Source organism: Pseudomonas parakoreensis (assembly GCF_021602155.1).
In the GTDB taxonomy this organism is placed as follows: Bacteria; Pseudomonadota; Gammaproteobacteria; order Pseudomonadales; family Pseudomonadaceae; genus Aquipseudomonas; species Aquipseudomonas parakoreensis.
Genome location: NZ_BQHY01000001.1, coordinates 491,497 through 514,261 on the forward strand (window position 1 = coordinate 491,497; position 22,765 = coordinate 514,261).

The 22,765-nt window shown below is 60.9% G+C and carries 20 protein-coding genes; 13 read left to right on the forward strand and 7 right to left on the reverse strand.

Annotated features, from left to right (window positions below; genetic code table 11):
- Positions 1 to 15: 15 nt before the first annotated feature.
- The 3 genes from tauB to tauD all read left to right on the forward strand — a co-directional run bounded on the left by tauB (position 16) and on the right by tauD (position 2,620).
- Positions 16 to 810 carry a taurine ABC transporter ATP-binding subunit gene (tauB, locus tag L6D63_RS02115; protein ID WP_131670875.1) on the forward strand — a complete coding sequence of 265 codons (795 nt, stop codon included), beginning with the start codon at positions 16 to 18 and terminating at the stop codon, positions 808 to 810.
- A complete protein-coding gene (gene tauC, locus L6D63_RS02120) occupies positions 807 to 1,640 on the forward strand; it encodes a taurine ABC transporter permease TauC (RefSeq protein ID WP_103368663.1) in 834 nt (277 codons plus the stop codon). The genes tauB and tauC overlap by 4 nt, the downstream gene beginning before the upstream one ends.
- Positions 1,641 to 1,777: 137 nt before the next feature.
- Positions 1,778 to 2,620 carry a taurine dioxygenase gene (gene tauD, locus L6D63_RS02125; RefSeq protein ID WP_131670874.1) on the forward strand — a complete coding sequence of 281 codons (843 nt, stop codon included), beginning with the start codon at positions 1,778 to 1,780 and terminating at the stop codon, positions 2,618 to 2,620.
- Positions 2,621 to 2,780: 160 nt separating this feature from the next.
- On the opposite strand, the gene mgrA is transcribed toward tauD, so the two are convergent.
- The 3 genes from mgrA to L6D63_RS02140 form a co-directional block, all read right to left on the reverse strand.
- Complete coding sequence (mgrA, locus tag L6D63_RS02130; protein ID WP_131670873.1) at positions 2,781 to 3,818, reverse strand: L-glyceraldehyde 3-phosphate reductase; 1,038 nt, start codon at positions 3,816 to 3,818, stop codon at positions 2,781 to 2,783.
- 174 nt (positions 3,819 to 3,992) lie between these two features.
- On the reverse strand, positions 3,993 to 5,312 hold the full coding sequence (locus L6D63_RS02135; protein WP_131670872.1) for an LLM class flavin-dependent oxidoreductase: 1,320 nt from the start codon (positions 5,310 to 5,312) through the stop codon (positions 3,993 to 3,995).
- Position 5,313: 1 nt separating this feature from the next.
- Complete coding sequence (locus tag L6D63_RS02140) at positions 5,314 to 7,539, reverse strand: TonB-dependent receptor (RefSeq protein WP_131670871.1); 2,226 nt, start codon at positions 7,537 to 7,539, stop codon at positions 5,314 to 5,316.
- A 205-nt stretch (positions 7,540 to 7,744) separates the two neighbouring features.
- On the opposite strand from L6D63_RS02140, the gene L6D63_RS02145 reads away from it, so the two are divergent.
- Positions 7,745 to 8,782 (forward strand): LacI family DNA-binding transcriptional regulator, encoded by a 1,038-nt coding sequence (locus L6D63_RS02145; RefSeq protein ID WP_131670870.1) that lies wholly within the window; start codon positions 7,745 to 7,747, stop codon positions 8,780 to 8,782.
- 93 nt (positions 8,783 to 8,875) lie between these two features.
- On the opposite strand, the gene L6D63_RS02150 is transcribed toward L6D63_RS02145, so the two are convergent.
- Positions 8,876 to 9,277: a type II toxin-antitoxin system HicB family antitoxin gene (locus L6D63_RS02150; protein ID WP_047291023.1), complete on the reverse strand. Its 402-nt coding sequence runs from the start codon at positions 9,275 to 9,277 to the stop codon at positions 8,876 to 8,878.
- Positions 9,278 to 9,336: 59 nt separating this feature from the next.
- Entirely contained in the window at positions 9,337 to 9,519 is a 183-nt protein-coding gene (locus L6D63_RS02155; RefSeq protein ID WP_131670869.1) for a type II toxin-antitoxin system HicA family toxin, read from the reverse strand.
- Positions 9,520 to 9,915: 396 nt separating this feature from the next.
- On the opposite strand from L6D63_RS02155, the gene L6D63_RS02160 reads away from it, so the two are divergent.
- On the forward strand, positions 9,916 to 10,176 hold the full coding sequence (locus L6D63_RS02160) for a hypothetical protein (protein WP_095667822.1): 261 nt from the start codon (positions 9,916 to 9,918) through the stop codon (positions 10,174 to 10,176).
- Between the two features lie 24 nt (positions 10,177 to 10,200).
- On the opposite strand, the gene betT is transcribed toward L6D63_RS02160, so the two are convergent.
- Positions 10,201 to 12,162: a choline transporter BetT gene (gene betT, locus L6D63_RS02165; protein ID WP_174377299.1), complete on the reverse strand. Its 1,962-nt coding sequence runs from the start codon at positions 12,160 to 12,162 to the stop codon at positions 10,201 to 10,203.
- A 424-nt stretch (positions 12,163 to 12,586) separates the two neighbouring features.
- Positions 12,587 to 13,513 (reverse strand): serine O-acetyltransferase EpsC, encoded by a 927-nt coding sequence (gene epsC, locus L6D63_RS02170; RefSeq protein ID WP_041071188.1) that lies wholly within the window; start codon positions 13,511 to 13,513, stop codon positions 12,587 to 12,589.
- Positions 13,514 to 13,703: 190 nt separating this feature from the next.
- Here epsC and L6D63_RS02175 point away from each other — a divergent pair, with 190 nt between their 5' ends.
- The 8 genes from L6D63_RS02175 to L6D63_RS02210 all read left to right on the forward strand — a co-directional run bounded on the left by L6D63_RS02175 (position 13,704) and on the right by L6D63_RS02210 (position 22,706).
- Positions 13,704 to 14,702, forward strand: coding sequence for a D-cysteine desulfhydrase (locus L6D63_RS02175; protein ID WP_131670868.1), 999 nt, complete (start codon positions 13,704 to 13,706; stop codon positions 14,700 to 14,702).
- A 332-nt stretch (positions 14,703 to 15,034) separates the two neighbouring features.
- Positions 15,035 to 15,835: a cystine ABC transporter substrate-binding protein gene (gene tcyJ / locus L6D63_RS02180; RefSeq protein WP_041071182.1), complete on the forward strand. Its 801-nt coding sequence runs from the start codon at positions 15,035 to 15,037 to the stop codon at positions 15,833 to 15,835.
- Complete coding sequence (tcyL, locus tag L6D63_RS02185) at positions 15,835 to 16,500, forward strand: cystine ABC transporter permease (RefSeq protein ID WP_003220607.1); 666 nt, start codon at positions 15,835 to 15,837, stop codon at positions 16,498 to 16,500. The genes tcyJ and tcyL overlap by 1 nt, the downstream gene beginning before the upstream one ends.
- Before the next feature lie 3 nt (positions 16,501 to 16,503).
- Positions 16,504 to 17,253: an L-cystine ABC transporter ATP-binding protein TcyN gene (gene tcyN, locus L6D63_RS02190; protein ID WP_047290800.1), complete on the forward strand. Its 750-nt coding sequence runs from the start codon at positions 16,504 to 16,506 to the stop codon at positions 17,251 to 17,253.
- Between the two features lie 469 nt (positions 17,254 to 17,722).
- Entirely contained in the window at positions 17,723 to 18,487 is a 765-nt protein-coding gene (locus L6D63_RS02195; protein ID WP_095667824.1) for a hypothetical protein, read from the forward strand.
- Positions 18,488 to 18,882: 395 nt separating this feature from the next.
- Complete coding sequence (locus L6D63_RS02200; protein ID WP_095667825.1) at positions 18,883 to 20,124, forward strand: SfnB family sulfur acquisition oxidoreductase; 1,242 nt, start codon at positions 18,883 to 18,885, stop codon at positions 20,122 to 20,124.
- Positions 20,125 to 20,160: 36 nt separating this feature from the next.
- The gene (locus L6D63_RS02205; RefSeq protein WP_131670866.1) at positions 20,161 to 21,354 is read left to right on the forward strand and encodes an SfnB family sulfur acquisition oxidoreductase; all 1,194 of its coding nucleotides are present in this window, start codon (positions 20,161 to 20,163) and stop codon (positions 21,352 to 21,354) included.
- Positions 21,354 to 22,706 carry an LLM class flavin-dependent oxidoreductase gene (locus L6D63_RS02210; RefSeq protein ID WP_131670865.1) on the forward strand — a complete coding sequence of 451 codons (1,353 nt, stop codon included), beginning with the start codon at positions 21,354 to 21,356 and terminating at the stop codon, positions 22,704 to 22,706. The genes L6D63_RS02205 and L6D63_RS02210 overlap by 1 nt, the downstream gene beginning before the upstream one ends.
- Positions 22,707 to 22,765: the final 59 nt, after the last annotated feature.

A 22,765-nucleotide genomic window follows, 5' to 3' on the forward strand; every position in this document is an offset into this window, starting at 1 on the left:
CGGGAGTTCACTGCGATGGCCTTGCTACAGCTGGAGCGCATCAGCGCACAGTACCCGGGCAGCCCGGAACCGGTGCTGGCGGACATTTCCCTGACCCTCGGGCCTCAGCAATTGCTGGTCGCCCTCGGCCCGTCCGGCAGTGGCAAGACCTCGCTGTTGAACCTGATTGCCGGCTTCGTCGAACCCAGCGCCGGGCGCATCACCCTCGACGGCGTGCCGGTCAAAGGCCCGAGCGCCGAACGTGGTGTGGTGTTCCAGGATGACGCGCTGCTGCCCTGGCAGGATGTGTTGGCCAACGTCGCGTTCGGTCTGGAACTGGCTGGTATCGCCAAGGACAAGCGCGAAAAGATCGCCCGGGAAATGCTCGCGCTGGTTGATCTCTCAGGGTTCGAAAGCCGTCGTATCTGGCAACTCTCCGGCGGCCAGAAACAGCGCGTCGGCCTGGCCCGCGCCCTCGCGGCCGACCCGCGCGTGCTGCTGATGGACGAGCCCTTCGGCGCCCTCGACGCCTTCACCCGCGAGCAGATGCAGGAGCTGTTGCTGCAAGTCTGGCAGCGCACTGCAAAACCGGTGTTCCTGATTACCCACGACATCGAAGAAGCGGTATTCCTCGCCACTGACCTGATTCTGCTGGCGCCGAATCCGGGGCAGATCGTCGAGCGTCTGCCTCTGGATTTCGGCCAGCGCTACGCCGCCGGTGAGTCGGCGCGAGCGATCAAATCCGACCCGCGTTTTATCGAAACCCGCGAGCACGTGTTGAGCAGAGTGTTCTCGCAACGCAGCGCCGTGCAACGGCAGGAGCGCGCATGAGCAGTTACGACGTTTCCGCCCCCGCAGTGAAAACCCCGTCGGTAGCGATTCCAGTCCGACGCAGCCTCAGCACCCGCTGGATCAGCTTGCTGACCCTGTTCGCCTTACTGGTGATCTGGTGGGCGGTGACCGCCAGCGGTTTGATCGAGCCGCTGTTTCTGCCACCACCGTCCGCCGTGTTGCAAAAAGGCTGGTTGCTGGCGACCACTGGTTACATGGATTCGACCCTGTGGCAGCACCTGGGCGCGAGCCTGAGCCGCATCGGTCTGGGTCTGGGTTTTGCGATTCTGACCGCAGTGCCGGTGGGCATCGCCATCGGCGCCAACCGTATTGCCCGTGGTGTGCTTGATCCGTTGATCGAGTTCTACCGGCCGATTCCGCCGCTGGCGTATCTGCCGCTGATCGTGATCTGGTGCGGTATCGGCGAGTTGTCGAAAGTGCTGCTGATCTACCTGGCGATTTTCGCCCCGATTGCCATTGCCACCGCGACCGGCGTGCGCACCGTTGACCCGGCGAAATTGCGCGCTGCTCAGTCGCTCGGTGCGACCCGCGCACAGTTGATCCGCCACGTGATTTTGCCCAGCGCCCTGCCGGACATTCTCACCGGTGTGCGCATCGGTCTGGGCGTTGGCTGGTCGACCCTGGTCGCCGCCGAACTGATCGCCGCCACCAGCGGTTTGGGCTTCATGGTGCAGTCGGCTGCGCAATTTCTCGTCACCGATGTGGTGGTGCTGGGGATTCTGGTGATCGCCCTGATCGCCTTCGCCATGGAAATGGGCCTGCGCGCCCTGCAGCGCAAACTGGTGCCGTGGCACGGCCAAACCCACTAAAGCATTTGTGAATCCTCCCGTGTAGGAGCTGCCGCAGGCTGCGATCTTTTGATCTGCTTTTAAAAAACAAATCAAAAGATCGCAGCCTGCGGCAGCTCCTACAGGGGCGCGGTTACCCGGAATTGAAGAGAACCATCATGAGCAGCCTGACCATCACCCCCTTAAGCTCGGCCCTCGGCGCGCAGATCAGCGGCGTCGACGTCAGCCAGCCGTTGAACCTGGAACAGCGCAATGCCATCGAGCAGGCGCTGCTCAAGTACCAGGTGCTGTTCTTTCGCAACCAGCCGATCGAGCCTGCGCAACAGGCGCGTTTCGCGGCGTACTTTGGCGACCTGCACATCCATCCGATCTACCCGAACGTGCCGGAGCAGCCCGAGGTGCTGATCCTCGACACCGCCGTCACCGACGTGCGCGACAACGCGATCTGGCACACCGACGTGACCTTCCTGCCAACGCCGGCGATGGGCGCGGTGCTCAGCGCCAAGCTGCTGCCGGAGTTCGGTGGCGATACGTTGTGGGCCAGCGGGATCGCCGCGTACGAAGCGCTGTCGGCGCCGATGAAAACCCTGCTCGAAGGGCTGACTGCGACCCACGATTTCACCCGCTCGTTTCCGCTGGAGCGCTACGGCAATACGCCCGAAGCGTTGGCACAGTGGGAAGAGGCACGACGCAAGAACCCACCGTTGTCACACCCGGTGATCCGCACGCACCCGGTAAGCGGGCGCCGTTCGTTGTTCGTCAACGAAGGCTTCACCTCAAAGATCAACGAACTGTCGGACACCGAAAGCGCGGCGATTCTGAAATTCCTGTTCGCCCACGCAACGCGGCCTGAATTCACCATTCGCTGGCGCTGGCAGCAGGACGACATCGCGTTCTGGGATAACCGCGTGACCCAGCATTACGCGGTGGATGATTACCGTCCGGCGCGGCGGGTGATGCAACGGGCGACGGTATTGGGGGATGTGCCGTTCTTCAAATGAGGCCCGATTTCCTCATTGCCTGAACTGGCCCCTTCGCGGGCAAGCCCGCTCCCACAGGTACAGCACCGTTCACAGACTTTGTGTACGACTGGAACCCTGTGGGAGCGGGCTTGCCCGCGAAAGCGTCAGAGCAGGCGCCGAATAATTCGGCGCCAGTCACTTATTCAGCGGTCGAAGGCTTCTCCCACAGATTGATCCCGCCCTCTTGGGCAAAGCGATCAATCTCCGCCAGTTCCTCAGCACTGAAGCTCAGATTCTTCAGCGCCCCGACGTTTTCGATGATCTGCTCCGGCCGGCTCGCACCGATCAGCGCCGAAGTTACCCGTGGATCACGCAGGGTCCAGGCCAATGCCAGCTGCGCCAGGCTCTGGCCACGACGTTTGGCGATCTCGTTCAACGCACGCACGTGGGCAATGTTGGCCTCGGACAAGTGCGACGCCTGCAGCGAACCACCGCCCGGACGATTGACCCGCGCATCCGCCGGCACGCCGTTGAGGTATTTGTCGGTCAGCAGACCTTGGGCCAACGGCGTGAACGCAATCACGCCAGTGCCGAGTTCTTCGGTGATGTCGAGCAGGTCTTTTTCCACCCAGCGATTGAGCAGGTTGTACGCCGGCTGATGAATCAGCAGCGGTACCTTCCAATCCTTGAGCAGCGCGGCGATCTCGCGGGTTTTCACCCCGGAGTACGACGAGATGCCGATGTACAACGCCTTGCCCTGCTGCACGGCGGTGGCGAGGGCGCTGGCGGTCTCTTCCAGAGGGGTGTCCGGGTCGAAGCGGTGCGAATAGAAAATATCCACGTAGTCCAGACCGAGGCGCTGCAGGCTCTGGTCGAGGCTGGCCAGCACGTATTTGCGCGAGCCGCCGCCCTGACCGTACGGGCCGGCCCACATGTCCCAACCGGCCTTGCTGGAGATGATCAGCTCATCGCGGTACGGCTTGAAGTCTTCGCGCAGCAGACGACCGAAGTTGATTTCGGCGCTGCCGTATGGCGGGCCGTAGTTGTTGGCCAGGTCGAAGTGGTTGATGCCCAGGTCGAACGCCGTACGCAGCAGGGCGCGCTGGGTGTCGATCGGCGTGCTGTCGCCGAAGTTGTGCCACAGGCCCAGCGACAGCGCGGGCAGCACCAGACCGCTGCGGCCGACGCGGCGGTAAGGGATGGAGTCGTAGCGGTTTTCGGCAGCGGTGTAAGTCATCGAATCCTCTCTTGTTTGATTAACAGCAAATTGAGGGTGAATTTCAACTTTGTGGTGAGGGGATTTATCCCCGATGGACGGCGTAGCCGTCCCAAAAAAAATCGCGAATTTGAATACAGATTTGGGGGTGGCTTTCGCCACCCATCGGGGATAAATCCCCTCACCACAGGGTGTTTACACAAATCTGTTTTGCGGTCGGGCAAGGCCGAGGTGCTCGCGCAAGGTTCGGCCCTCATACTCGGTTCTGAACAGCCCACGCCGTTGCAGTTCCGGGACCACACCATGGGCGAAGTCTTCGAGACCGCCCGGCAGGTGCGGCACCAGCACGTTGAAGCCATCCGCCGCGCCTTGTTCGAACCACGCCTGCAAGTGATCGGCGATCTGCGTCGGCGTGCCCACCAGGCTGTAATGCCCGCGTCCGCCAGCAATCCTGCGGCCCAATTCGGCGAGGGTCAGGTTCTCCCGGCCCGCCAGCTCAGTCAGCAGTTTCTGCCGGCTCTGCTGGCCGCTGTCGGTCAGCGGCAACTCAGGCAACGGTCCGTCCAGCGGGTACTTCGACAAGTCGAAGTTGCCCAGCATACGCCCAAGCAACGCCACGCCAACCTCCGGCTCGACCAATTGCTGAAACGTTTCACATTTTTCCTGCGCTTCGGCTTCTGTCTGCCCGACGACGACAAACACTCCCGGCATGATTTTCAGCGAATCGGCACTGCGTCCGTACTTGGCCAGACGTCCCTTGAGGTCGGCGTAGAACGCCTGCGCACCGTCCAGCGACGTCTGCGCGGTGAACACCACTTCAGCAGTTTGTGCCGCCAGCTCACGCCCGATTTCTGATGAGCCGGCCTGCACGATTACCGGTTGTCCCTGCGGCGAGCGTGCGACGTTCAACGGGCCTTTCACCCGAAAGTGTTCACCGACGTGATCCAGCACGTGAAGCTTCGACGGGTCGTAATAAGCGCCACTGGCCTTGTCGCGGACAAACGCATCATCCTCCCAACTGTCCCACAGCCCGGTGACCACCTGATGAAACTCCCGGGCGCGGCTGTAGCGCTCGGCGTGGCCGATGTGCTCGTCGCGACCAAAGTTCAGTGCCTCGGCAGCGTTGTCCGAGGTCACCAGATTCCACCCGGCGCGGCCGCCCGACAGATGATCGAGCGAGGCGAATTTGCGCGCCACGTGATACGGCTCGTTGTAGCTGGTGGTCGCCGTGGCGATCAGGCCGATGTGCTCGGTCACCGCGCTCAGGGCCGAGAGCAAAGTCAGCGGCTCGAAGTGATCCGAGCGTGCCATGCGGCTGGCGATGTCCTGGGTCGGCGCGGCGACGCTGTCGGCGACGAACAGCGTGTCGAACTTCGCCGCCTCGGCAATCTGCGCCAGACGCTTGTAGTGGGCGAAATCCAGACCGGCATTGGCCGGTACCTGCGGGTGTCGCCACGCAGCGACGTGGTGCCCGGTGGCCATGAGAAACGCGCCGAGTTTCAGTTGTCTGCTCATCTCAGAAATCCTTGCGCAGTTGCACGCCGAAGTAGCGCTCGTCATCCCGTGGCACGGCGCGATAGATGTAGTTGCCGCCGCTGGCGAGCAGGGGTGAATAGGACTTGTCGGCGAGGTTTTTGCCCAGCAGCGCCACGCGCCAGCCGTTGCTGTAATCGGCGAGCGCTACGCTGGCGTTCCAGAGGCCGTACGCACCTTGTTTGGTGTCGGCGTTCTGACTGATGTCGTACTGCACTTCGCTCTGCCAGCTGTAGTCGGTGCCGAGTTCGATATCCAGGCCGTTGTCCAGCGGGATGCTGTAGTCGGCGCGCACGTAGCTTTTCCAGTCGGGGCTGAACGGCAACGGCTTGCCATTGACGTTGCAGGACGCTGCCGCACCGGCCGGGCAACTGAATTGGTCGATGCGCGCACGGGTGTAGGCCAGCGCACCGGAGATCTTCAGTTGCTGGGTCGCCTGCAAGGCGTAATCGAGCTCGACGCCTTCGGTGCTGACACTGCCGGCGTTGATCAGGCGCGTCACCACTTGCCCGGCGACCGTGTCGAAAAAGTTTGCCTGGTAGTTGTCGTAGTCGCTGTGGAACACGGCGAGGTTGGTGGTCAGCCGGTTGTTCCAGGTGGTGGCCTTGATACCCGCCTCCCAAGTGTTCGAGGTCTCCGGTTTCAGCGCTTCGGTGTCACGCGGCTGCATGTTGAAGAACACATTGTAGGCCGGGCCTTTGTAGCCGCGCGAATAGGTCAGGTACGTGGTGACCGCATCGCTGAGGTCGTACTGCACGCCGAGCCGGCCGGACCAGCCGTCCTCGTCCACCGAACCGGAACTGCGGGTGGCCGGCTGGATGCCGCTGACCGTGGTCGCCGAGGTCGAGACGCGGCGGTGAGCGTATTCCAGATCATCGTGGGTGTAGCGCAGGCCGGCGATGCCACGCAGGTCGGAAGTGAAGTTCAGCGTGGCTTCGCCAAACGCCGCGTAGCTGTCGCTGGTGGTGCTGTAGTCAGCCACGCCACGGTTGACGCTGGTCGGCGTCGTCAGGGTGCGCTGGTAGGTCTCGTCATCCTTGCCGTGCATGTAGAACAGGCCGCCAACGTATTCGAGGAACTCACCTTTCGGCGAGGCCAGGCGCAGCTCTTGCGAGTACTGGTCGAAGGAAAGATCGCCCTTGTCGGCGGTGCCGGGGAACGCTGCAGTGATCGTGCTCAGCCGATCGCCATCCTGATACTGGGTGTTGTCCCAGCCGCGCCACGCAGTGATCGAGGTCAGTGTGTAATCGCCCAGTTGCCAGTCGAGCTGGCCGGACAGGCCCTTGTTGGTGTCCTCGACATGGCTGCGGGTATCGGTGTTGATGTCGCGGTTGTGGTTGCTGGCGTAGACCGGGCTCAGCGCGTTGGCGAAGGCCGGGGTCAGCGACTTGCTGACCACGCCGTTGGGGCCGTCGTCGTGGGACTGCATGTAGTCGGCAATCAAGGTGAAGGTGACGTCGTCGTTCGGGGCGAATTCGAGTTTGCCGCGCACCCCGCGATGGTTGTAGCCGTTGACCTCCTGGCCGTTGTGCTGGTTATCGACGTTGCCGTCGTACGTGCCGAACAGGGTGCTGATCGAGCCCTTGAGCGTATCCGGAATCAGGCTGCCGCCAATGCCGAAGCGGGTGCGGCTTTCGTTGCCGCTGTAGTACGACTGGTCGATGTAACCGTGGGTCTCGTTGGTCGGCGCCTTGCTGGTGATGTTGAGCACACCGGCCGAGGCGTTCTTGCCGAACAGCGTGCCTTGCGGGCCACGCAGCACTTCGACGCGCTCCAGATCCAGCAGGTCGAGCGTCGATTGACCGGGACGCGCATAGACCACGCCATCGATCACCGTGGCCACCGTTGGCTCGACGCCGGGCGAGGTGGAAATCGTGCCGACGCCCCGCACAAACAACGAGGTGTCCTTGTTCGACGCCCCAGTGCGGAAATTCAGCGATGGCACTTGCTGGACGATGCTTGCCACGCCGTTACGGTTATCGCGTTCCAGTTGTTCGCCGTCGATCACCGACACTGCCACCGGAACCTTCTGCAGCGACTCTTCGCGGCGAGTGGCGGTGACCGTGACGGACTTGAGGGTCGGCTCTTGTTCGCGGCTGTCGGCGGCGAAAGCCGTGGGCAGCGGCAACGCCGCCAGCCCGGTAAAAATCCAGCCAGCGGCGCGAATCGATTGCGCCAGTTTGTGTGTCGCCCCAGGAGTGCTGTGCATGGTTGCCCGCTCGAAATTGGTCCTGAACCGCTGCCATTCTGCGACGACAGCGCCTGAATCGGTGTCTTGGGCATTCGCTCGAGCGAGTAGCAGACAATGCGCCTTGTTAGCGCTAACATCGCCAGTATTGGCAAGCTCGGCATAGAGCGTCCAATACTGAAAAATTACTTTTATATGCGTTTTGGTTTTTAAGAAGGATTGAGCCTTGAGCCAGGAAAAGCCCCGCAAACGCCGTGGCGCCGGACGCGTGACCCTGAATGCAGTGGCGCGCGAGGCTGGCGTCTCGGCGATTACCGTATCGCGCTATTTCAATCAGCCGGAAACCGTCTCGCCCGAGCGCCGCGAGCGGATCGCGGCGGTGGTGGCCGAGCTGGGTTACGTGCCGAATCTGGTGGCCGGCGGCCTGGCCTCGGCGCGGGGCAAAATCGTCGGCATGGTGATTCCGAACATCTCCGGGCCGATTTTTGCCAACACCATTCAGGGCTTCAGCGACACCCTCAGCCGCCACGGTTATCAGCTGCTGCTGGCGTCGAGTTACTTCAGCACCGAGCAGGAAGAAAACGCCGTGCGCGCATTTCTTGGCTGGTCGCCGGCCGCGTTGGTGCTGACCAGTCATTTCCACAGTTCGGGCACGGAAAAGCTGATCGCCGAGGCGGAGATTCCGGTGATCGAAACCTGGGATTACCAGCCGGATCGCGAGCCGATGCAGATTGGTTTTTCGCACCATGAAGTCGGCGTGAGCGCTGCGCGTTATCTGCATGACAAAGGCTATCGCCGCATCGCCTTCGTGCAGAACAGCGCACTCGGTGACCTCAGTGCCCTCGAACGTCGCGACGGTTATGCCGCCACCGTGCGCGAGTTCGGCCTTGAGCCTTGGGTATTCGCCCCCGACGCCGACCGCGCGCCGTTCGAAGCTGGCAAGCAAGCGATGGAAGCGCTGATGAACGCCGCTCCCCGCCCCGACGCGATCATCTTCGCCAACGACAACCTCGCCGCGGGCGGCCTGCTCGCCGCGCAACGCGCAGGCCTCAGAATTCCCGAAGACTGCGCCGTGCTCGGCTTCGGCGATTACCCGTTCGCCGAGATGCTGTTGCCGAGCCTGAGCACGATCAAGCCACCGGCACTGGAGATCGGCGTGCTGGCGGCAACGCGGGTATTGGAAAGTCTCGGGGTGCTGCCGAGCGATGATGTGCAGCGGCTGAATCTGTTGCAGTGCCAGTTGATCGAGCGCGAGAGCACCTGACGAACATGCTTCTGTAGGAGCTGCCGCAGGCTGCGATCTTTTGATTCTGGCATTTAAAAGCGAAAGATCGCAGCCTGCGGCAGCTCCTACAGGTTATGCCGACAATTCGCGTAACGCAGCGGCGGCCAGAAATCCGGAGCGGGAACTGTAGCGTTGATCACGCCTGACTGTTTGATCAATACGCTCCAGCAGTTGCTCGGGCAACGTGGCGTTGAAGCGTACCGACTTGCCGAAATAGGGAGTGATATCAAAGTCGACGACACCCCAGATTCCACCCGCATAATCCGGGTTGTCGAGATGTGCATCAATGTCCCGAACTCGGGGCAACGGTGCACCATCAGCCACCAGCCCCTCATAGTGCAGGGCCAGAGCCTCCTGAGTGTTTTCAAAAGCTTCGGCTACCGTGCTCCCTGCGGAGAAGCACCCCGGTACATCCGGGACAATCACTCCGTAGTCCGAGTCGGCATCCTTGTGCAAAACGACCGGGAATTTCATAAACGTGAATCCTTCGTCTGACGTGTCCATAAAAGGACTTTCACTTCCAATAACGGGCTTCATTTCAACCCCGCCTGTTTCAAAATGCTGTTGATCGTCCCTTTGGGAAGGTCTGAATCCGGATGCTTGATCGTCACCCGACCCGGCTTACGCGAATGCTTGTACTGATGGTGACTGCCCTTCACTGCAACCAGATACCAACCATCCTCCTCGATCATCCTGATCATTTCCCGACTACGCATTTCCTTCGCCCTGTTCGACAGCAAGAGCGGGTCACTTTAGGGCGTAAGCGACCGATTTATACACACGATACACACCATGAGAAATATTAGCTGGGTGAACAAACGCTCGGTAATTGGTTCGACCAACGGCAGGCGCGAGCCAGCGAGAAAGGGCCTTGCCGTCCAGATACATTTGAATGCGTCGCGAAATGTGTCTGATTGAGAATGGTTGGCTTGTATTGATGTGGGCTGACTTGACTATGCTCTCAATGAAACCGAGGTGGCCCTTTCGTGGGCAAGCCCGCTCCCACAGGATCTTTGTTGTGTACAGAATCTGTGAATGACCGAGATCACTGTGGGAGCGAGCTTGCCCGCGAAGGCGTCCGATCAAGCACCGCATAACCCGCAGGTACACCCATGCACACCGCCATCATCATCTTCTTCGGCCTGGTCCTGCTGGCCCTGATGCTCTACATCGGCGAGCGCATCGGCTTCAGCCGACAAACCCTGGCCTACAGCTTCGCCGCGCTGTGGCTGGCATTGACGGTGATCAACGGTGCGGTGGGGGTGGTGCATGCCGGGCAGCCGCTGGGATCAGAAATCGCGGTGGGCAGTGCGGTGTTCGGGGTGCCGGTGGCGGCGATGGTGTTGTTCATGGTGCTGAGCGCCGAGTCGTGAAACGTCCCGGCGCTCAGTTGCCGATCAACGTACCAGATGCAGGAACTGCATGTGGCGTTCGTACTGGTCGAGGATGTCGTTGATGATCTGTTCCTTGGTGTAGCCGACCAGATCGTAATCCTGACTGCCCTCGCTCAAGTGCACTTCAGCGCGGTAGTAGCGGCGGTTGTTGAGTTGCTTGGAACCCATGCCACCCCGGGCAAACGACGGCGTGAAGTAGCCGCGCATCTGCACCTGGTAGATGAACGGATGCTGCTCACCGTGGCCGATTTCCAGGCTGATGTTGTCGTGCGCCGGATCCGGCTGGGTGACCACGTTCAAGCCCTTCTCGACGAAGACCGCCGTCACTTCCTCAATCGCCGGACGCACCGTGGTGTCCATGAAGCGGTACACCTCGTCGCGCGACGGGAAGTGCACCGCCTGACTCAGACGCTGGCGCCAGCCGCCCGTGCCGCGCCGCGAACCGGAGACCGGTGCCAGCGAATGCAGTTGCGCGATCTGCTTCTGCGATTCCAGATAGAACGCCTTGTGCAATCCCCACATCATCAGCAGCAAAATCATCGAGAACGGCAACGAGGTCAGCACCACTGCCGATTTCAGCGCATCGATACTGCCGGAGAACAACAGCGCACTGGTCACCAGCGCGGTCATCGCGCCCCAGAACACGCGCAGCCATTTCGGCCCGTCTTCGTCCGGATTGCCGCCCTTGGCCGACAGGGTGGAAAGCACCACGGTACCGGAGTCGGCAGAAGTGACGAAGAACACGAAGCTGATGAACACCGTCACCGCGATGACCGTTTTGCTCCATGGGTAGGTTTCCAGCAGCAGATAAAGGCTCATCGACGGATTGTCGAGGGCCGACATGCCCAGCGCCGACATACCGTGGTTGAGCACCTGATCGATGGCGCTGTTGCCGAAGATCGACATCCACGCCAGGGTGAAACCGAGCGGAATCAGCAGCACACCGAAGACAAATTCGCGGATGGTACGGCCACGGGAAATCCGCGCGATGAACAGGCCCACGAACGGCGACCATGCAATCCACCAGGCCCAGTAGAACACCGTCCAGCCGCCGAGCCAGTCGCTTGGTTTGTCGTAGGCGTAGAGGTCGAAACTCTTCATCGGCAACGCACCGAGGTAGTCGCCGAGGTTCTGGATCAGGGTGTTGAGCAGGTGCTGGGTGGGACCGGCGAACAACACGAACAGCAGCAGCGCACAGGCCAGCAGCATGTTGATGTCGGACATCACCCGCACGCCCTTGTCCACACCGGAGACGGCGACGATGATCGCCGCGCCCATCATCAGCGTGATCAGGCCGACCTGAATCCACTGGGTGTGGGCGATGCCGAACAGGTAGTCGAGACCCGAGTTGAGGTGCAGCACACCAAAACCCATGTCGGCACCCAGGCCGAACACCGTAGCGATAATGCCGAAGCCGTCTACCGCATAACCGATAGGGCCGTTGATGCGCTTGCCGATCAGCGGGTACAGCGCCGAACGCAAGGCCAGCGGCAGGTTATGCCGGTAGGCGAAATAGGCCAGCGCCATGCCGACAAAGGCGAACACGCCCCAGCCATGCAGGCCCCAGTGCAGAAACAGAATCTGCATCGCCTGCCGCGCCGCATCGGCGGTGCCGGCCTCGCCTTGCGGCGGTTGCAGCATGTGGGTCAGCGGTTCGGACACGCAGAAGAAGAACAGCGTGATGCTGATCCCGGCGGCGAACAGCATGCCGGCCCAGGACAGGTAACTGAACTCGGGTTCGTCGTGGTCGGCACCGAGTTTGATCTTGCCGTAGCCCGATAACGCGGTGACCACCACGAAGACCAGATACAGCGTCATCGCCAGCATGTAGTACCAGCCGACCGTATTGGCCGCCCAGTTTTGCGCAGCCAGCAACCAGGCGCCGGCCTGCTCCGGCATGGCGATGACAACCAGACCAAACAGCAGAATCACCGTCGCGGCGAAGTAGAACACCGGCGGATTCATGCGCACCAGACCGCTGGCGGGGGTAGACGATGCACTCATGAAACGTGCACCTCGAGGGGTTGAAACGTGGCTGAAATGATCGGACTCAGCAAAGGCAAGCCTCCTGTTGTGAGCGGGCAGCGAACCACCGGTTTAACTTGAATGAACGTTCAAGTTAAACATGGATAGGGTGGTAAGGACTAATCGCAGGGCCAGGCGGTAGTTTTCGTACAGTAGCCCAAGGAGGGGTATGACGCGGGTTTGAGGGGATTCGTTCAACGGAGAATTGGCTGAATGCCATCAACCTGATTCGATGCGAAAACTGTGGCGAGGGAGCTTGCTCCCGCTGGACTGCGCAGCAGTCCCAATCCGGCGTCAGTCGCAATTGGGAGTCCTGCGGCCTCCAGCGGGAGCAAGCTCCCTCGCCACAAACGAACTGGAAATCTTACTTCTGCGTCCCGTCATCATGCTGCAGATTGGCCTGGGTCAGGTTGCTCCCCGCCGGCACACTGCGGGTCAGCCAGACATTGCCGCCAATGGTCGAACCCTGGCCAATGGTGATCCGCCCCAGAATCGTCGCCCCGGCGTAAATCACCACGTCATCCTCGACAATCGGATGCCGTGGATGGCCCTTCTGCAACTGCCCGTCTTCATCGGCCGGGAAGCGCTTGGCGCCCAAAGTCACGGCCTGATAAATCCGCACCCGCTCGCCGATGATCGCGGTCTCGCCGATCACCACACCGGTACCGTGGTCGATGAAGAAGCTGCGGCCGATCTGCGCGCCGGGGTGGATATCGATGCCGGTGGCCGAGTGCGCAATTTCCGCGCTGATCCGCGCCAGCAACGGTAACCCGGCGCGATACAAATGGTGCGCCAGACGATGGTGGATCACCGCCAGAATCCCTGGATAGCACAACAGCACCTCATCGACGCTGCGCGCCGCCGGGTCACCGTGATAGGCCGCCAGCACGTCGGTATCGAGCAGGCTGCGGAGGCCCGGCAAGGCCAGGGCGAAGTCCTGAATGATGCGAATCGCCTGCGCTTCGACATCAGCATCGCCTTGCGCGCTGTGCCGGGCGACATACCGCAATTCCAGCCGCGCCTGCGCCAGCAAGGCATTCAACGCAGTATCGAGGGTGTGGCCGACATAGAAGTCTTCGCTTTCCTCACGCAGGTCCACTGGCCCCAGCCGCATCGGGAACAACGCACCACACAGCGCCTCGAGAATCTCGGCCATCGCCGCGCGGGACGGCAACTCGCGACCACCCTGCTCGCCGCTGGCCCGGCCATTCTGAGTACGCCACTGATCCCGCGCGGTACGCAGTTGGCTGACGATGGTCTGCAATTGCCAATGGCTGGAACGCTCGCTCACGGTAAAGACTCCTCACGGGCGGCCGGACGGTCTGGCCGCGTCAACGGCGACTACTTTACGGCATGCCCGTGAGGGCGAATTAAGAACCGATAGTGCTGGACTAAGCACATTTGGCTATAAGCGATTCACGGTTGCCCCGGTAAAACGGCGTGCCTATAGTCCTGTCATCTTTCTCCGCCAGTACGGACTCATGATCAAACAACAGCTGGATCGCTTTAACCGTCTCGACTTGCTCGGCCAACCGACGCCTCTGGAAAAACTCGAACGCCTGTCCGCCTGGCTGGGCCGCGATGTGTACATCAAACGCGATGACCTGACGCCGCTGGCCATGGGCGGCAACAAGCTGCGCAAACTCGAATACCTCGCCGCCGATGCCCTCGCCCAGGGCGCCGACACGCTGATCACCGCCGGTGCGTTGCAATCGAACCACGTACGCCAGACCGCCGCATTGGCGGCCAAGCTCGGCCTGGGTTGCGTGGCGCTGCTGGAAAATCCGCTAGGCACCGATGACAGCAATTACACCGGCAACGGCAACCGTCTGCTACTGGATCTGTTCGACACCAAGGTCGAGCTGGTGGACAACCTCGACAACGCCGACGAACAACTCGCCGCACTCGCTGTGCGCCTGCGCAGCAATGGCAAGAAACCGTATCTGGTACCGATCGGTGGCTCCAATGCTCTCGGTGCATTGGGCTACGTACGTGCCGGTCTCGAACTGGCGGAGCAGATCAAGGACACCGGCCTGGAATTCGCCGCCGTGGTGTTGGCCTCTGGCAGCGCCGGAACCCACAGCGGTCTGGCGCTGGCGTTGAGCGAAGCGCTGCCGCAATTGCCGGTGATCGGCGTGACCGTCTCGCGCAGCGAAGAAGATCAGCGCCCGAAAGTGCAAGGTCTGGCCGAACGTACGGCGGACCTGCTGGGTGTGAAATTGCCAGTGAACTTCAAGGTCGAGTTGTGGGACGAATACTTCGGTCCGCGTTACGGCGAGCCGAATGCCGGGACACTGGCGGCGGTGAAGCTGTTGGCCAGTCAGGACGCGGTGTTGCTCGACCCGGTGTATACCGGCAAGGCCATGGCCGGGTTGCTCGACGGGATTGGTCGCCAGCGTTTTGATGAAGGGCCGATCATCTTCCTGCACACGGGTGGGGCGCCGGCGTTGTTTGCCTACAGGGATTCGCTGACAAGCTGATCCTCCCTGCTGCAAGAATTTCTGTGGTGAGGGGATTTATCCCCGTTGGACTGCGCAGCAGTCCCCTGCTCTTCAAGTCAGAAGAGAGGGCCGCTTCGCGCCCCATCGGGGATAAATCCCCTCGCCACAATTGATCACATATATTCGAAATTGGAATAACAGAAAGATCATTAAGTATTTTCAAGTCTAAAGCAGACATCTTATAGTCTCGCCGCAGGCGAATTTCGGGCAAGACGCATAAGCTGCTTTAGGGCACGATAACGCAGTCGTTCAACTCCCGGATTCGCCAACTTTCCTTAAGCGTCTTCCATAAGAAAACACAGGGGCTTGTCATGAATTTTTCCGCACTACGTCGCACTCTGCTGGTAGGTTCGCTGGGCCTTGCACTGAGCGCCGGCCTGATCGGCCAGGCAACCGCCGGTGAGCAGCTGCAACAGATCAAGGACAAAGGCGTCATCAACGTCGGCCTGGAAGGCACTTACCCACCGTTCAGCTTCGTTGACGCCGACGGCAAACTGTCCGGTTTCGAAGTCGAGCTCTCCGAAGCCCTGGCGCAGAAACTCGGCGTGAAAGCCAAGATTCAGCCGACCAAGTGGGACGGTATCCTCGCTGCGCTGGAATCCAAACGTCTCGACGTCGTGGTCAACCAAGTGACCATCTCCGACGAGCGCAAGAAGAAATATGACTTCTCCGAGCCGTACACCGTTTCCGGGATCCAGGCGCTGGTGCTGAAGGACAAGGAAGCCAAGTTGAACATCAAGACCGCTGCCGACCTGTCCGGCAAGAAAGTCGGTGTCGGTCTGGGCACCAACTACGAACAGTGGGTCCGCGCCAACGTGCCGGGCGCTGACGTGCGCACCTACGACGATGATCCGACCAAGTTCGCCGACCTGAACAACGGCCGCACCGACGCCATCCTGATCGACCGTCTGGCCGCACTGGAATACGCCAAGAAAGCCCCGAAAACCGTGGCTGCCGGTGAAGCGTTCTCCCGTCAGGAATCCGGTATCGCCCTGCGCAAAGGCGAGCCTGAGCTGCTGGCTGCGGTGAACAAAGCCCTCGACGAGCTGCGTGCCGACGGTACCCTTGAGAAGCTGTCGAAGAAATACTTCAACGCTGACGTCACCAAATAATGGAAGAAGCTTTCCAACTCGCACTGGACTCCGCGCCCTTTCTGCTCAAGGGCGCGTACTACACGGTCATCCTCAGCCTGGGCGGCATGTTTTTCGGCTTGCTGCTGGGCTTCGGCCTGGCCTTGATGCGCCTGTCGCGCTTCAAACTGGTGAGCTGGATTGCCCGCATCTACGTGTCGTTCTTCCGCGGCACGCCGTTGCTGGTGCAACTGTTCGTGATCTATTACGGCTTGCCGCAACTGGGTCTGGAACTGGATCCGCTGCCGGCGGCGCTGATCGGCTTCTCGCTGAACATGGCCGCCTACGCCTGTGAAATCCTGCGTGCGGCGATCGGTTCGATCGAACGTGGTCAATGGGAAGCCGCTGCGAGCATCGGCATGACCCGTGCGCAAACCCTGCGCCGGGCCATCCTGCCGCAGGCCATGCGCACGGCGCTGCCGCCGTTGGGCAACAGCTTCATTTCACTGGTCAAGGACACGGCACTGGCCGCCACCATTCAGGTGCCGGAACTGTTCCGCCAGGCGCAGCTGATTACCGCCCGGACTTTCGAAGTCTTCACCATGTATCTTGCCGCCGCGCTGATCTACTGGATTCTGGCCACGGTGCTGTCGCACCTGCAGAACAAGCTGGAAGAGCGGGCCAATCGGCACGACCAGGAGTCCTGACCCATGATTGTCGTGGAAAAACTGACAAAGCAGTTCAAGGGTCAAGAGGTGCTCAAAGGCATCGATCTTGAAGTAAAGGAAGGCGAGGTCGTGGCCATCATCGGCCCCAGCGGTTCGGGTAAAACCACGTTCCTGCGCTGCCTGAACTTCCTTGAAGAGCCCACCAGCGGCCGGATCAAGGTCGGCGATATCGAGATCGATACCCGCCGTCCTCTGAGCCAGCAACAAAGCCTGGTGCGCAACCTGCGCCAGCACGTAGGTTTCGTGTTCCAGAACTTCAACCTGTTCCCGCACCGCACCGCCCTGGAAAACGTCATCGAAGGGCCGATCGTGGTCAAGAAGATGCCGCGCGAGCAAGCCGTTGCCCTGGGCATGAAGCTGTTGGCCAAGGTCGGTCTGGCCGGTAAGGAAGATGCGTATCCGCGTCGTCTGTCCGGTGGTCAGCAACAGCGCGTGGCGATTGCCCGGGCGCTGGCGATGGAACCGGAAGTGATCCTGTTCGACGAACCGACCTCGGCGCTCGACCCGGAACTGGTCGGCGAAGTGTTGGCGACCATTCGTGGTCTGGCTGAAGAAAAACGCACCATGGTCATCGTCACTCACGAAATGGGGTTCGCCCGCGACGTGGCCAACCGTGTGGTGTTTTTTGACAAGGGCGTGATCGTCGAGCAAGGCGAAGCCAAGGCCTTGTTTGCCAACCCGAAAGAGGAGCGTACCAAACAGTTTCTCAGCAAGTTTCTGAATCACGCCTGAGAAGCTTATTGCTTTGAATCATTAACTTCCACGGATGGAAGTTATACTTTTCCCGCCTGCACAAATATCTAAACCCCTCCATTCTAAAATCTGTCCAAACAATACATACATGTTCTGCAGCCATTGGATCTAATCCGTTGCGCATTTCTTTGCCTGCGAAACGATCCAAACTCGCCCGCACTAAAACAATAAAAACTGCCAAAAAACCGTAGTTCCATTCGCCATTGCGGCTAGGCAGCGTGACCGTACAACGTAGGAATCTTCTGATTAATCGGTAATTCACGGATTAACTAAGACACTCTATTGACACTCTTTCCCGCACACTCTTATCTAGTCGTCAACCGGCACCCATTAGTTGAATCAATTCGCACTCAGCCTGAACAAAAGTTCAGGCTGCATAACCGATTCATCACGCCTTTTGTTTTTTCAAGAAACGGAATTCGCCGCAAGATTTCAAGGAGAGAGCCCGATGATCCGCACTTCGCATACCCCCGAACTGGCAGCCCCGCACCTGGCAGCCGCGCAAAAAAACGCCGTCAACCTGGCCGCGGCCGCGCATCTGCTGATCGATGTTCTGCCGTACCCCGGCATGGACGCCGGCGATCTGATCGAACTGTTCTGGAACAACTGCTACGTCGCCTCACGCGTCCTGACCCGTGAAGACCTCGGCACATCGGTCAGTCTGCGAGTGCCGGAGAGCTTCATCGCCAGCGGTACCGCACGGATCCACTATCGGGTCATGCAAATCGGGCAGGGACCGGCGCTGTCGGCGGCAACCCGGGTTCAAGTCAAGCTCGACTGCCCAGGCGGCCAGCCTTCGGCGTTGTGCGGGGACGAGAATCAGCAACTGGCGCCGGTCACGGTACCCGACACCATCCGCCGCCAGGGCGTGAATCCCAATCAGATCAAACGCGGTGTGCCCCTGACCATCGAGCCCTACCGGAACATGGCCGAGGACGACGCCATCACCTTGCGCTGGGGCGATGTGCGCATGGATCTGGCCCGAATCACCGCTGCCGATGTCGGCCTGCCGATTCAGGTCTGGGTGCCACCGGCAGTGATTGTCGAGGGCGGTGAGGATCTGCGCCTCGATGTGACCTACTGCGTCATCGACTGGGTCGGCAACAACTCACGCTGGGCACCGCCACGGACGCTGAAGATCGGTTGCGTGAATCCTTATCTGAGGGTGCCGCTGCGCCAGGATCTGAAGGCCGCTGAATCGACCAAGGATTGATGCCGCATTCCTGTACTCATGGGGCTTTGCAGTGAGGGGATCCAGGGAAAAGTCGCACCGCCCCGATGGGCTGCGAAGCCGTCCCGTTTTTTATGATTCAGAAAGGGCCGCTGCGCGGCCTGTCGGGGATAAATCCCCTCACCACAGGTTGTACCACCACGGCTGGGAGCCTGTTAACCAACCCGACCACCACCCCTTCTATACATATTCCTAAAAGTTAGTTTATTTAATATTTATACACGCTTAGGGTATATGAACCGGACCACCGGACATTCTTTCGTTCGCCGCACTTTTGCGGCGTTTTTCATGAGATGTGAGGTAGGTAGTATGGTCCGGAACACAATCACCCCAGTGCAGATCGCCAGGGCATTGCGTGCAGCCAGGGAGCGGCACTGATGTCCAGTCTGGCCGATGCAAACGTCCAGTCGGATCTGGACATCGCCCCGTTGTTGTTGCCCGCGCAGGTCTTGCGCAACGACGCCCAAGCCATCAAGGCCGCCCATGAGCTGGCGCAAGTCGCCCGCGTGCAGGCCGCCAGGCGCGACCGCCAGCGCAAGCTGCCGTGGTCGGAAATCGAACAGTTCACCCGCAGCGGTCTGGGCAGCATTGCCATCCCCCGTGAATACGGCGGCCCACAGGTTTCGTTTGTCACGTTGGCCGAGGTGTTCGCGATCATTTCCGCGGCCGACCCGGCGCTGGGACAGATCCCGCAAAACCAGTTCGGCATCATCAATCTGGTACTCGGCAGCGCCACCGAGGCGCAGAAAAAACAGCTGTTCCAGAGTGTTCTGGAAGGCTGGCGCATCGGCAATGCCGGCCCTGAACGCGGCACCAAAAATACCCTGGAATTGAAAGCGCGCATCACCGCCGACGGCGATGACTATGTGATCAACGGCCAGAAGTTCTATTCCACCGGCGCATTGTTCGCGCACTGGGTGGCGGTCAAGGCGCTGAATGACGACGGCAAGCAGGTGCTGGCGTTCGTCCGCCGTGGCACCCCGGGCCTGCGCATCGTTGATGACTGGTCGGGTTTCGGTCAGCGCACCACCGCCAGTGGCACGATTGTGCTGAACAACGTGCGCGTCGAGTCGAGCCTGGTGGTCGATAACTGGAAGATCAACGAAAAGCCCAACACTCAAGGCGCCGTGTCGCAGCTGATTCAAGCGGCCATCGACGCTGGTATCGCCCGAGGTGCCATCGACGACGCCATCGAATTCGTCAAAACCCGCGCGCGGCCATGGATCGACGCCAAGGTCGAACGCGCCAGCGATGACCTCTACGTGATCGCCGACATCGGCAAACTGAAAATCGAACTGCACGCCGCCGAGGCATTGCTGCGCAAGGCCGGGCAAGTGCTGGATCAGGTGCACGCCGCACCGCTCACCGCCGAGTCCGCCGCCCGCGCGTCGATTGCCGTGGCGGAAGCCAAAGTGCTGACCACCGAGATTTCACTATTGGCCAGCGAAAAGCTTTTCGAACTGGCCGGCAGCCGCGCGACCCTCGCCGAATTCAACCTCGACCGCCACTGGCGCAACGCCCGGGTGCACACCCTGCACGACCCGGTGCGCTGGAAATATCACGCGGTCGGCGCCTATCGCCTCAACGGTACTTTGCCGGCCCGCCATTCCTGGATCTGACGACCGCACACTTTCTCAAAGGCATTGGAGAGAACCATGACTTTTTCCCACCCCGTCGCGGTCATCACCAGCGATGAGCAAGCCCTGATCGTCGCCAGCGACCTGGCCGAAGATTTCAAACGCGACAGTGCCGTGCGTGACCGTGAACGTCGCCTGCCACTGCCGGAACTCGACGTGTTTTCCCGCTCCGGCCTGTGGGGCATCAGCGTGCCCAAGGAATACGGCGGCGCTGCTGTGTCCAACGTGACCCTGGCCAAAGTCATCGCCCTGATCGCTCAGGCTGACGGTTCTCTCGGGCAGATTCCGCAGAACCATTTCTACGCCCTCGAAGTGCTGCGCGTTAACGGCAGCCACGAGCAGAAACAGCGGCTGTACGCCGAGGTGCTGGCCGGCCAGCGCTTCGGCAACGCCCTGGCGGAACTCGGTACCAAAACCGCCCACGACCGCGTCACCCGCCTCGAACGTGACGGCGACGGCTATCGCATCAACGGGCGCAAGTTTTATGCGACCGGTGCGATCTACGCGCAGCGCATCCCGACGTCGGTGGTCGATGAAAATGGCGTGCAGCAACTGGCCTTCGTCCCGCGTGACAGCCAAGGCCTGACGGTCATCGACGACTGGAGCGGCTTTGGCCAGCGCACCACCGGCAGCGGTTCCGTGGTGTTCGAAGACGTCTACGTTGCCGCCGAGGACGTGGTCCCGTTCCAGAGTGCTTTCGAGCGTCCGACCACGGTCGGCCCGCTGGCGCAGATCCTTCACGCCGCCATCGACACTGGCATCGCTCGCGCCGCTTACGAAGATGCCATGCACTTCGTGCGCAGCAAAACCCGGCCGTGGATTGACTCCGGTAATGACAAGGCCACCGAAGACCCGCTGACCCTGAAGAGTTTCGGTCACTTGAGTATTCGTCTGCACGCCACTGAAGCACTGCTGGAACGCGCCGGCGAATTCCTCGACAAGGCCCAGGCCGAGACCAACGCCGAAACCGTCGCTGCCGCCTCGATTGCCGTCGCCGAAGCGCGGGCGATCAGCACTGAAATCTCGCTGGCTGCTGGCAGCACGCTGTTCGAACTGGCCGGCAGCCAGGCCACCCTGATCGAGCACGGCCTCGACCGCCACTGGCGCAATGCCCGGGTGCACACCCTGCACGACCCGGTGCGCTGGAAATATCACGCGGTGGGCAATTACTACCTCAACGATGAAAAGCCGCCACTGCGGGGCACCATTTGATGAGCAAGAAAAAGATTCTGCTCAATGCGTTCAACATGAACTGCATTGGCCACATCAACCACGGTTTGTGGACACACCCGCGCGACACCTCGACGCGCTACAAAACTCTCGAGTACTGGACCGAACTGGCGCAATTGCTGGAGCGCGGGCTGTTCGACGGGCTGTTCATCGCCGACATCGTCGGCGTGTACGACGTCTATCAGAACTCGGTGGATGTCACGCTGAAAGAGTCGATCCAGTTGCCGGTCAACGACCCGCTGCTGCTGGTATCGGCCATGGCTGCGGTGACGAAAAATCTCGGTTTCGGCCTCACCGCCAACCTCACCTATGAACCGCCCTATCTGTTCGCCCGCCGCATGTCCACGCTCGATCATCTGAGCCGTGGTCGGGTCGGCTGGAATATCGTCACCGGTTACCTCGACAGCGCCGCCAAGGCCATGGGCCTGCGCGAACAGGTCGAGCACGACCGCCGTTACGATCAGGCCGACGAGTACCTCGAAGTGCTCTACAAACTCTGGGAGGGCAGTTGGGAAAACGGCGCGGTGCTCAATGACCGCGTGCAGCGCATCTACGCGCAGCCGGAGAAGGTGCACAAGGTCGAGCACCACGGCGAGTTCTATCAAGTCGAGGGTTACCACCTCTGCGAGCCGTCGCCGCAGCGCACGCCTGTGCTGTTCCAGGCTGGCAGTTCCGATCGTGGATTGCTGTTCGCCGGGCGTCACGCCGAGTGCGTATTCATCAGCGGCCAGAACAAGCCATCGACCAAAGTGCAGGTGGACAAGGTCCGCGCCAGCGCCGTCGAGGCCGGGCGCAATCCCGAAGACATCAAGGTGTTCATGGGCCTCAACGTGATCGTCGGCGCCACCGAAGCAGCCGCGTGGGCCAAGCACGCTGAGTACTTGAGTCATGCCAGTGCCGAGGCCGGTGTGGCGCACTTCTCGGCGTCCAGCGGCATCGATTTTTCTCAATACGAAATCGACGAGCCGATCCAGTACGTCAAGAGCAACGCCATCCAGTCCGCCACCAAGAACCTGCAGAACAACGACTGGACCCGCCGCAAATTGCTTGACCAGCACGCTCTCGGTGGCCGCTACATCACCGTGGTCGGCTCGCCTGAGCAAGTGGCCGATGAACTGGAAGCGTGGATCGCCGAAACCGGTCTCGACGGCTTCAACCTGACGCGCATCGTTACCCCGGAAAGCTATGTCGATTTCATCGAGCTGGTGATTCCGGAGTTGCAGCGGCGCGGATCGTACAAGACTGCGTATGACAGCGGCAGCCTGCGCGAAAAGCTGTTTCACGCAGGGGCGCAGTTACCTGAGCAACATACCGGCTCTTCGTACCGCCGCTAAAAGCATCGCTGGCAAGCCAGCTCCCACAAGGGTCTGTGGCGTTCATAAAACCTGTGGGA

Bases quoted from the DNA above. Each gene is read 5' to 3' on its own strand.
- tauB (WP_131670875.1), top strand. From the start codon at position 16: ATGGCCTTGCTACAGCTGGAGCGCATCAGCGCACAGTACCCGGGCAGC.
- tauC (WP_103368663.1), top strand. From the start codon at position 807: ATGAGCAGTTACGACGTTTCCGCCCCCGCAGTGAAAACCCCGTCGGTA.
- tauD (WP_131670874.1), top strand. From the start codon at position 1,778: ATGAGCAGCCTGACCATCACCCCCTTAAGCTCGGCCCTCGGCGCGCAG.
- mgrA (WP_131670873.1), bottom strand. From the start codon at position 3,818: ATGACTTACACCGCTGCCGAAAACCGCTACGACTCCATCCCTTACCGC.
- L6D63_RS02135 (WP_131670872.1), bottom strand. From the start codon at position 5,312: ATGAGCAGACAACTGAAACTCGGCGCGTTTCTCATGGCCACCGGGCAC.
- L6D63_RS02140 (WP_131670871.1), bottom strand. From the start codon at position 7,539: ATGCACAGCACTCCTGGGGCGACACACAAACTGGCGCAATCGATTCGC.
- L6D63_RS02150 (WP_047291023.1), bottom strand. From the start codon at position 9,277: ATGAAATTCCCGGTCGTTTTGCACAAGGATGCCGACTCGGACTACGGA.
- L6D63_RS02155 (WP_131670869.1), bottom strand. From the start codon at position 9,519: ATGCGTAGTCGGGAAATGATCAGGATGATCGAGGAGGATGGTTGGTAT.
- L6D63_RS02160 (WP_095667822.1), top strand. From the start codon at position 9,916: ATGCACACCGCCATCATCATCTTCTTCGGCCTGGTCCTGCTGGCCCTG.
- betT (WP_174377299.1), bottom strand. From the start codon at position 12,162: ATGAATCCGCCGGTGTTCTACTTCGCCGCGACGGTGATTCTGCTGTTT.
- L6D63_RS02175 (WP_131670868.1), top strand. From the start codon at position 13,704: ATGATCAAACAACAGCTGGATCGCTTTAACCGTCTCGACTTGCTCGGC.
- tcyJ (WP_041071182.1), top strand. From the start codon at position 15,035: ATGAATTTTTCCGCACTACGTCGCACTCTGCTGGTAGGTTCGCTGGGC.
- tcyL (WP_003220607.1), top strand. From the start codon at position 15,835: ATGGAAGAAGCTTTCCAACTCGCACTGGACTCCGCGCCCTTTCTGCTC.
- tcyN (WP_047290800.1), top strand. From the start codon at position 16,504: ATGATTGTCGTGGAAAAACTGACAAAGCAGTTCAAGGGTCAAGAGGTG.
- L6D63_RS02195 (WP_095667824.1), top strand. From the start codon at position 17,723: ATGATCCGCACTTCGCATACCCCCGAACTGGCAGCCCCGCACCTGGCA.
- L6D63_RS02200 (WP_095667825.1), top strand. From the start codon at position 18,883: ATGTCCAGTCTGGCCGATGCAAACGTCCAGTCGGATCTGGACATCGCC.
- L6D63_RS02205 (WP_131670866.1), top strand. From the start codon at position 20,161: ATGACTTTTTCCCACCCCGTCGCGGTCATCACCAGCGATGAGCAAGCC.
- L6D63_RS02210 (WP_131670865.1), top strand. From the start codon at position 21,354: ATGAGCAAGAAAAAGATTCTGCTCAATGCGTTCAACATGAACTGCATT.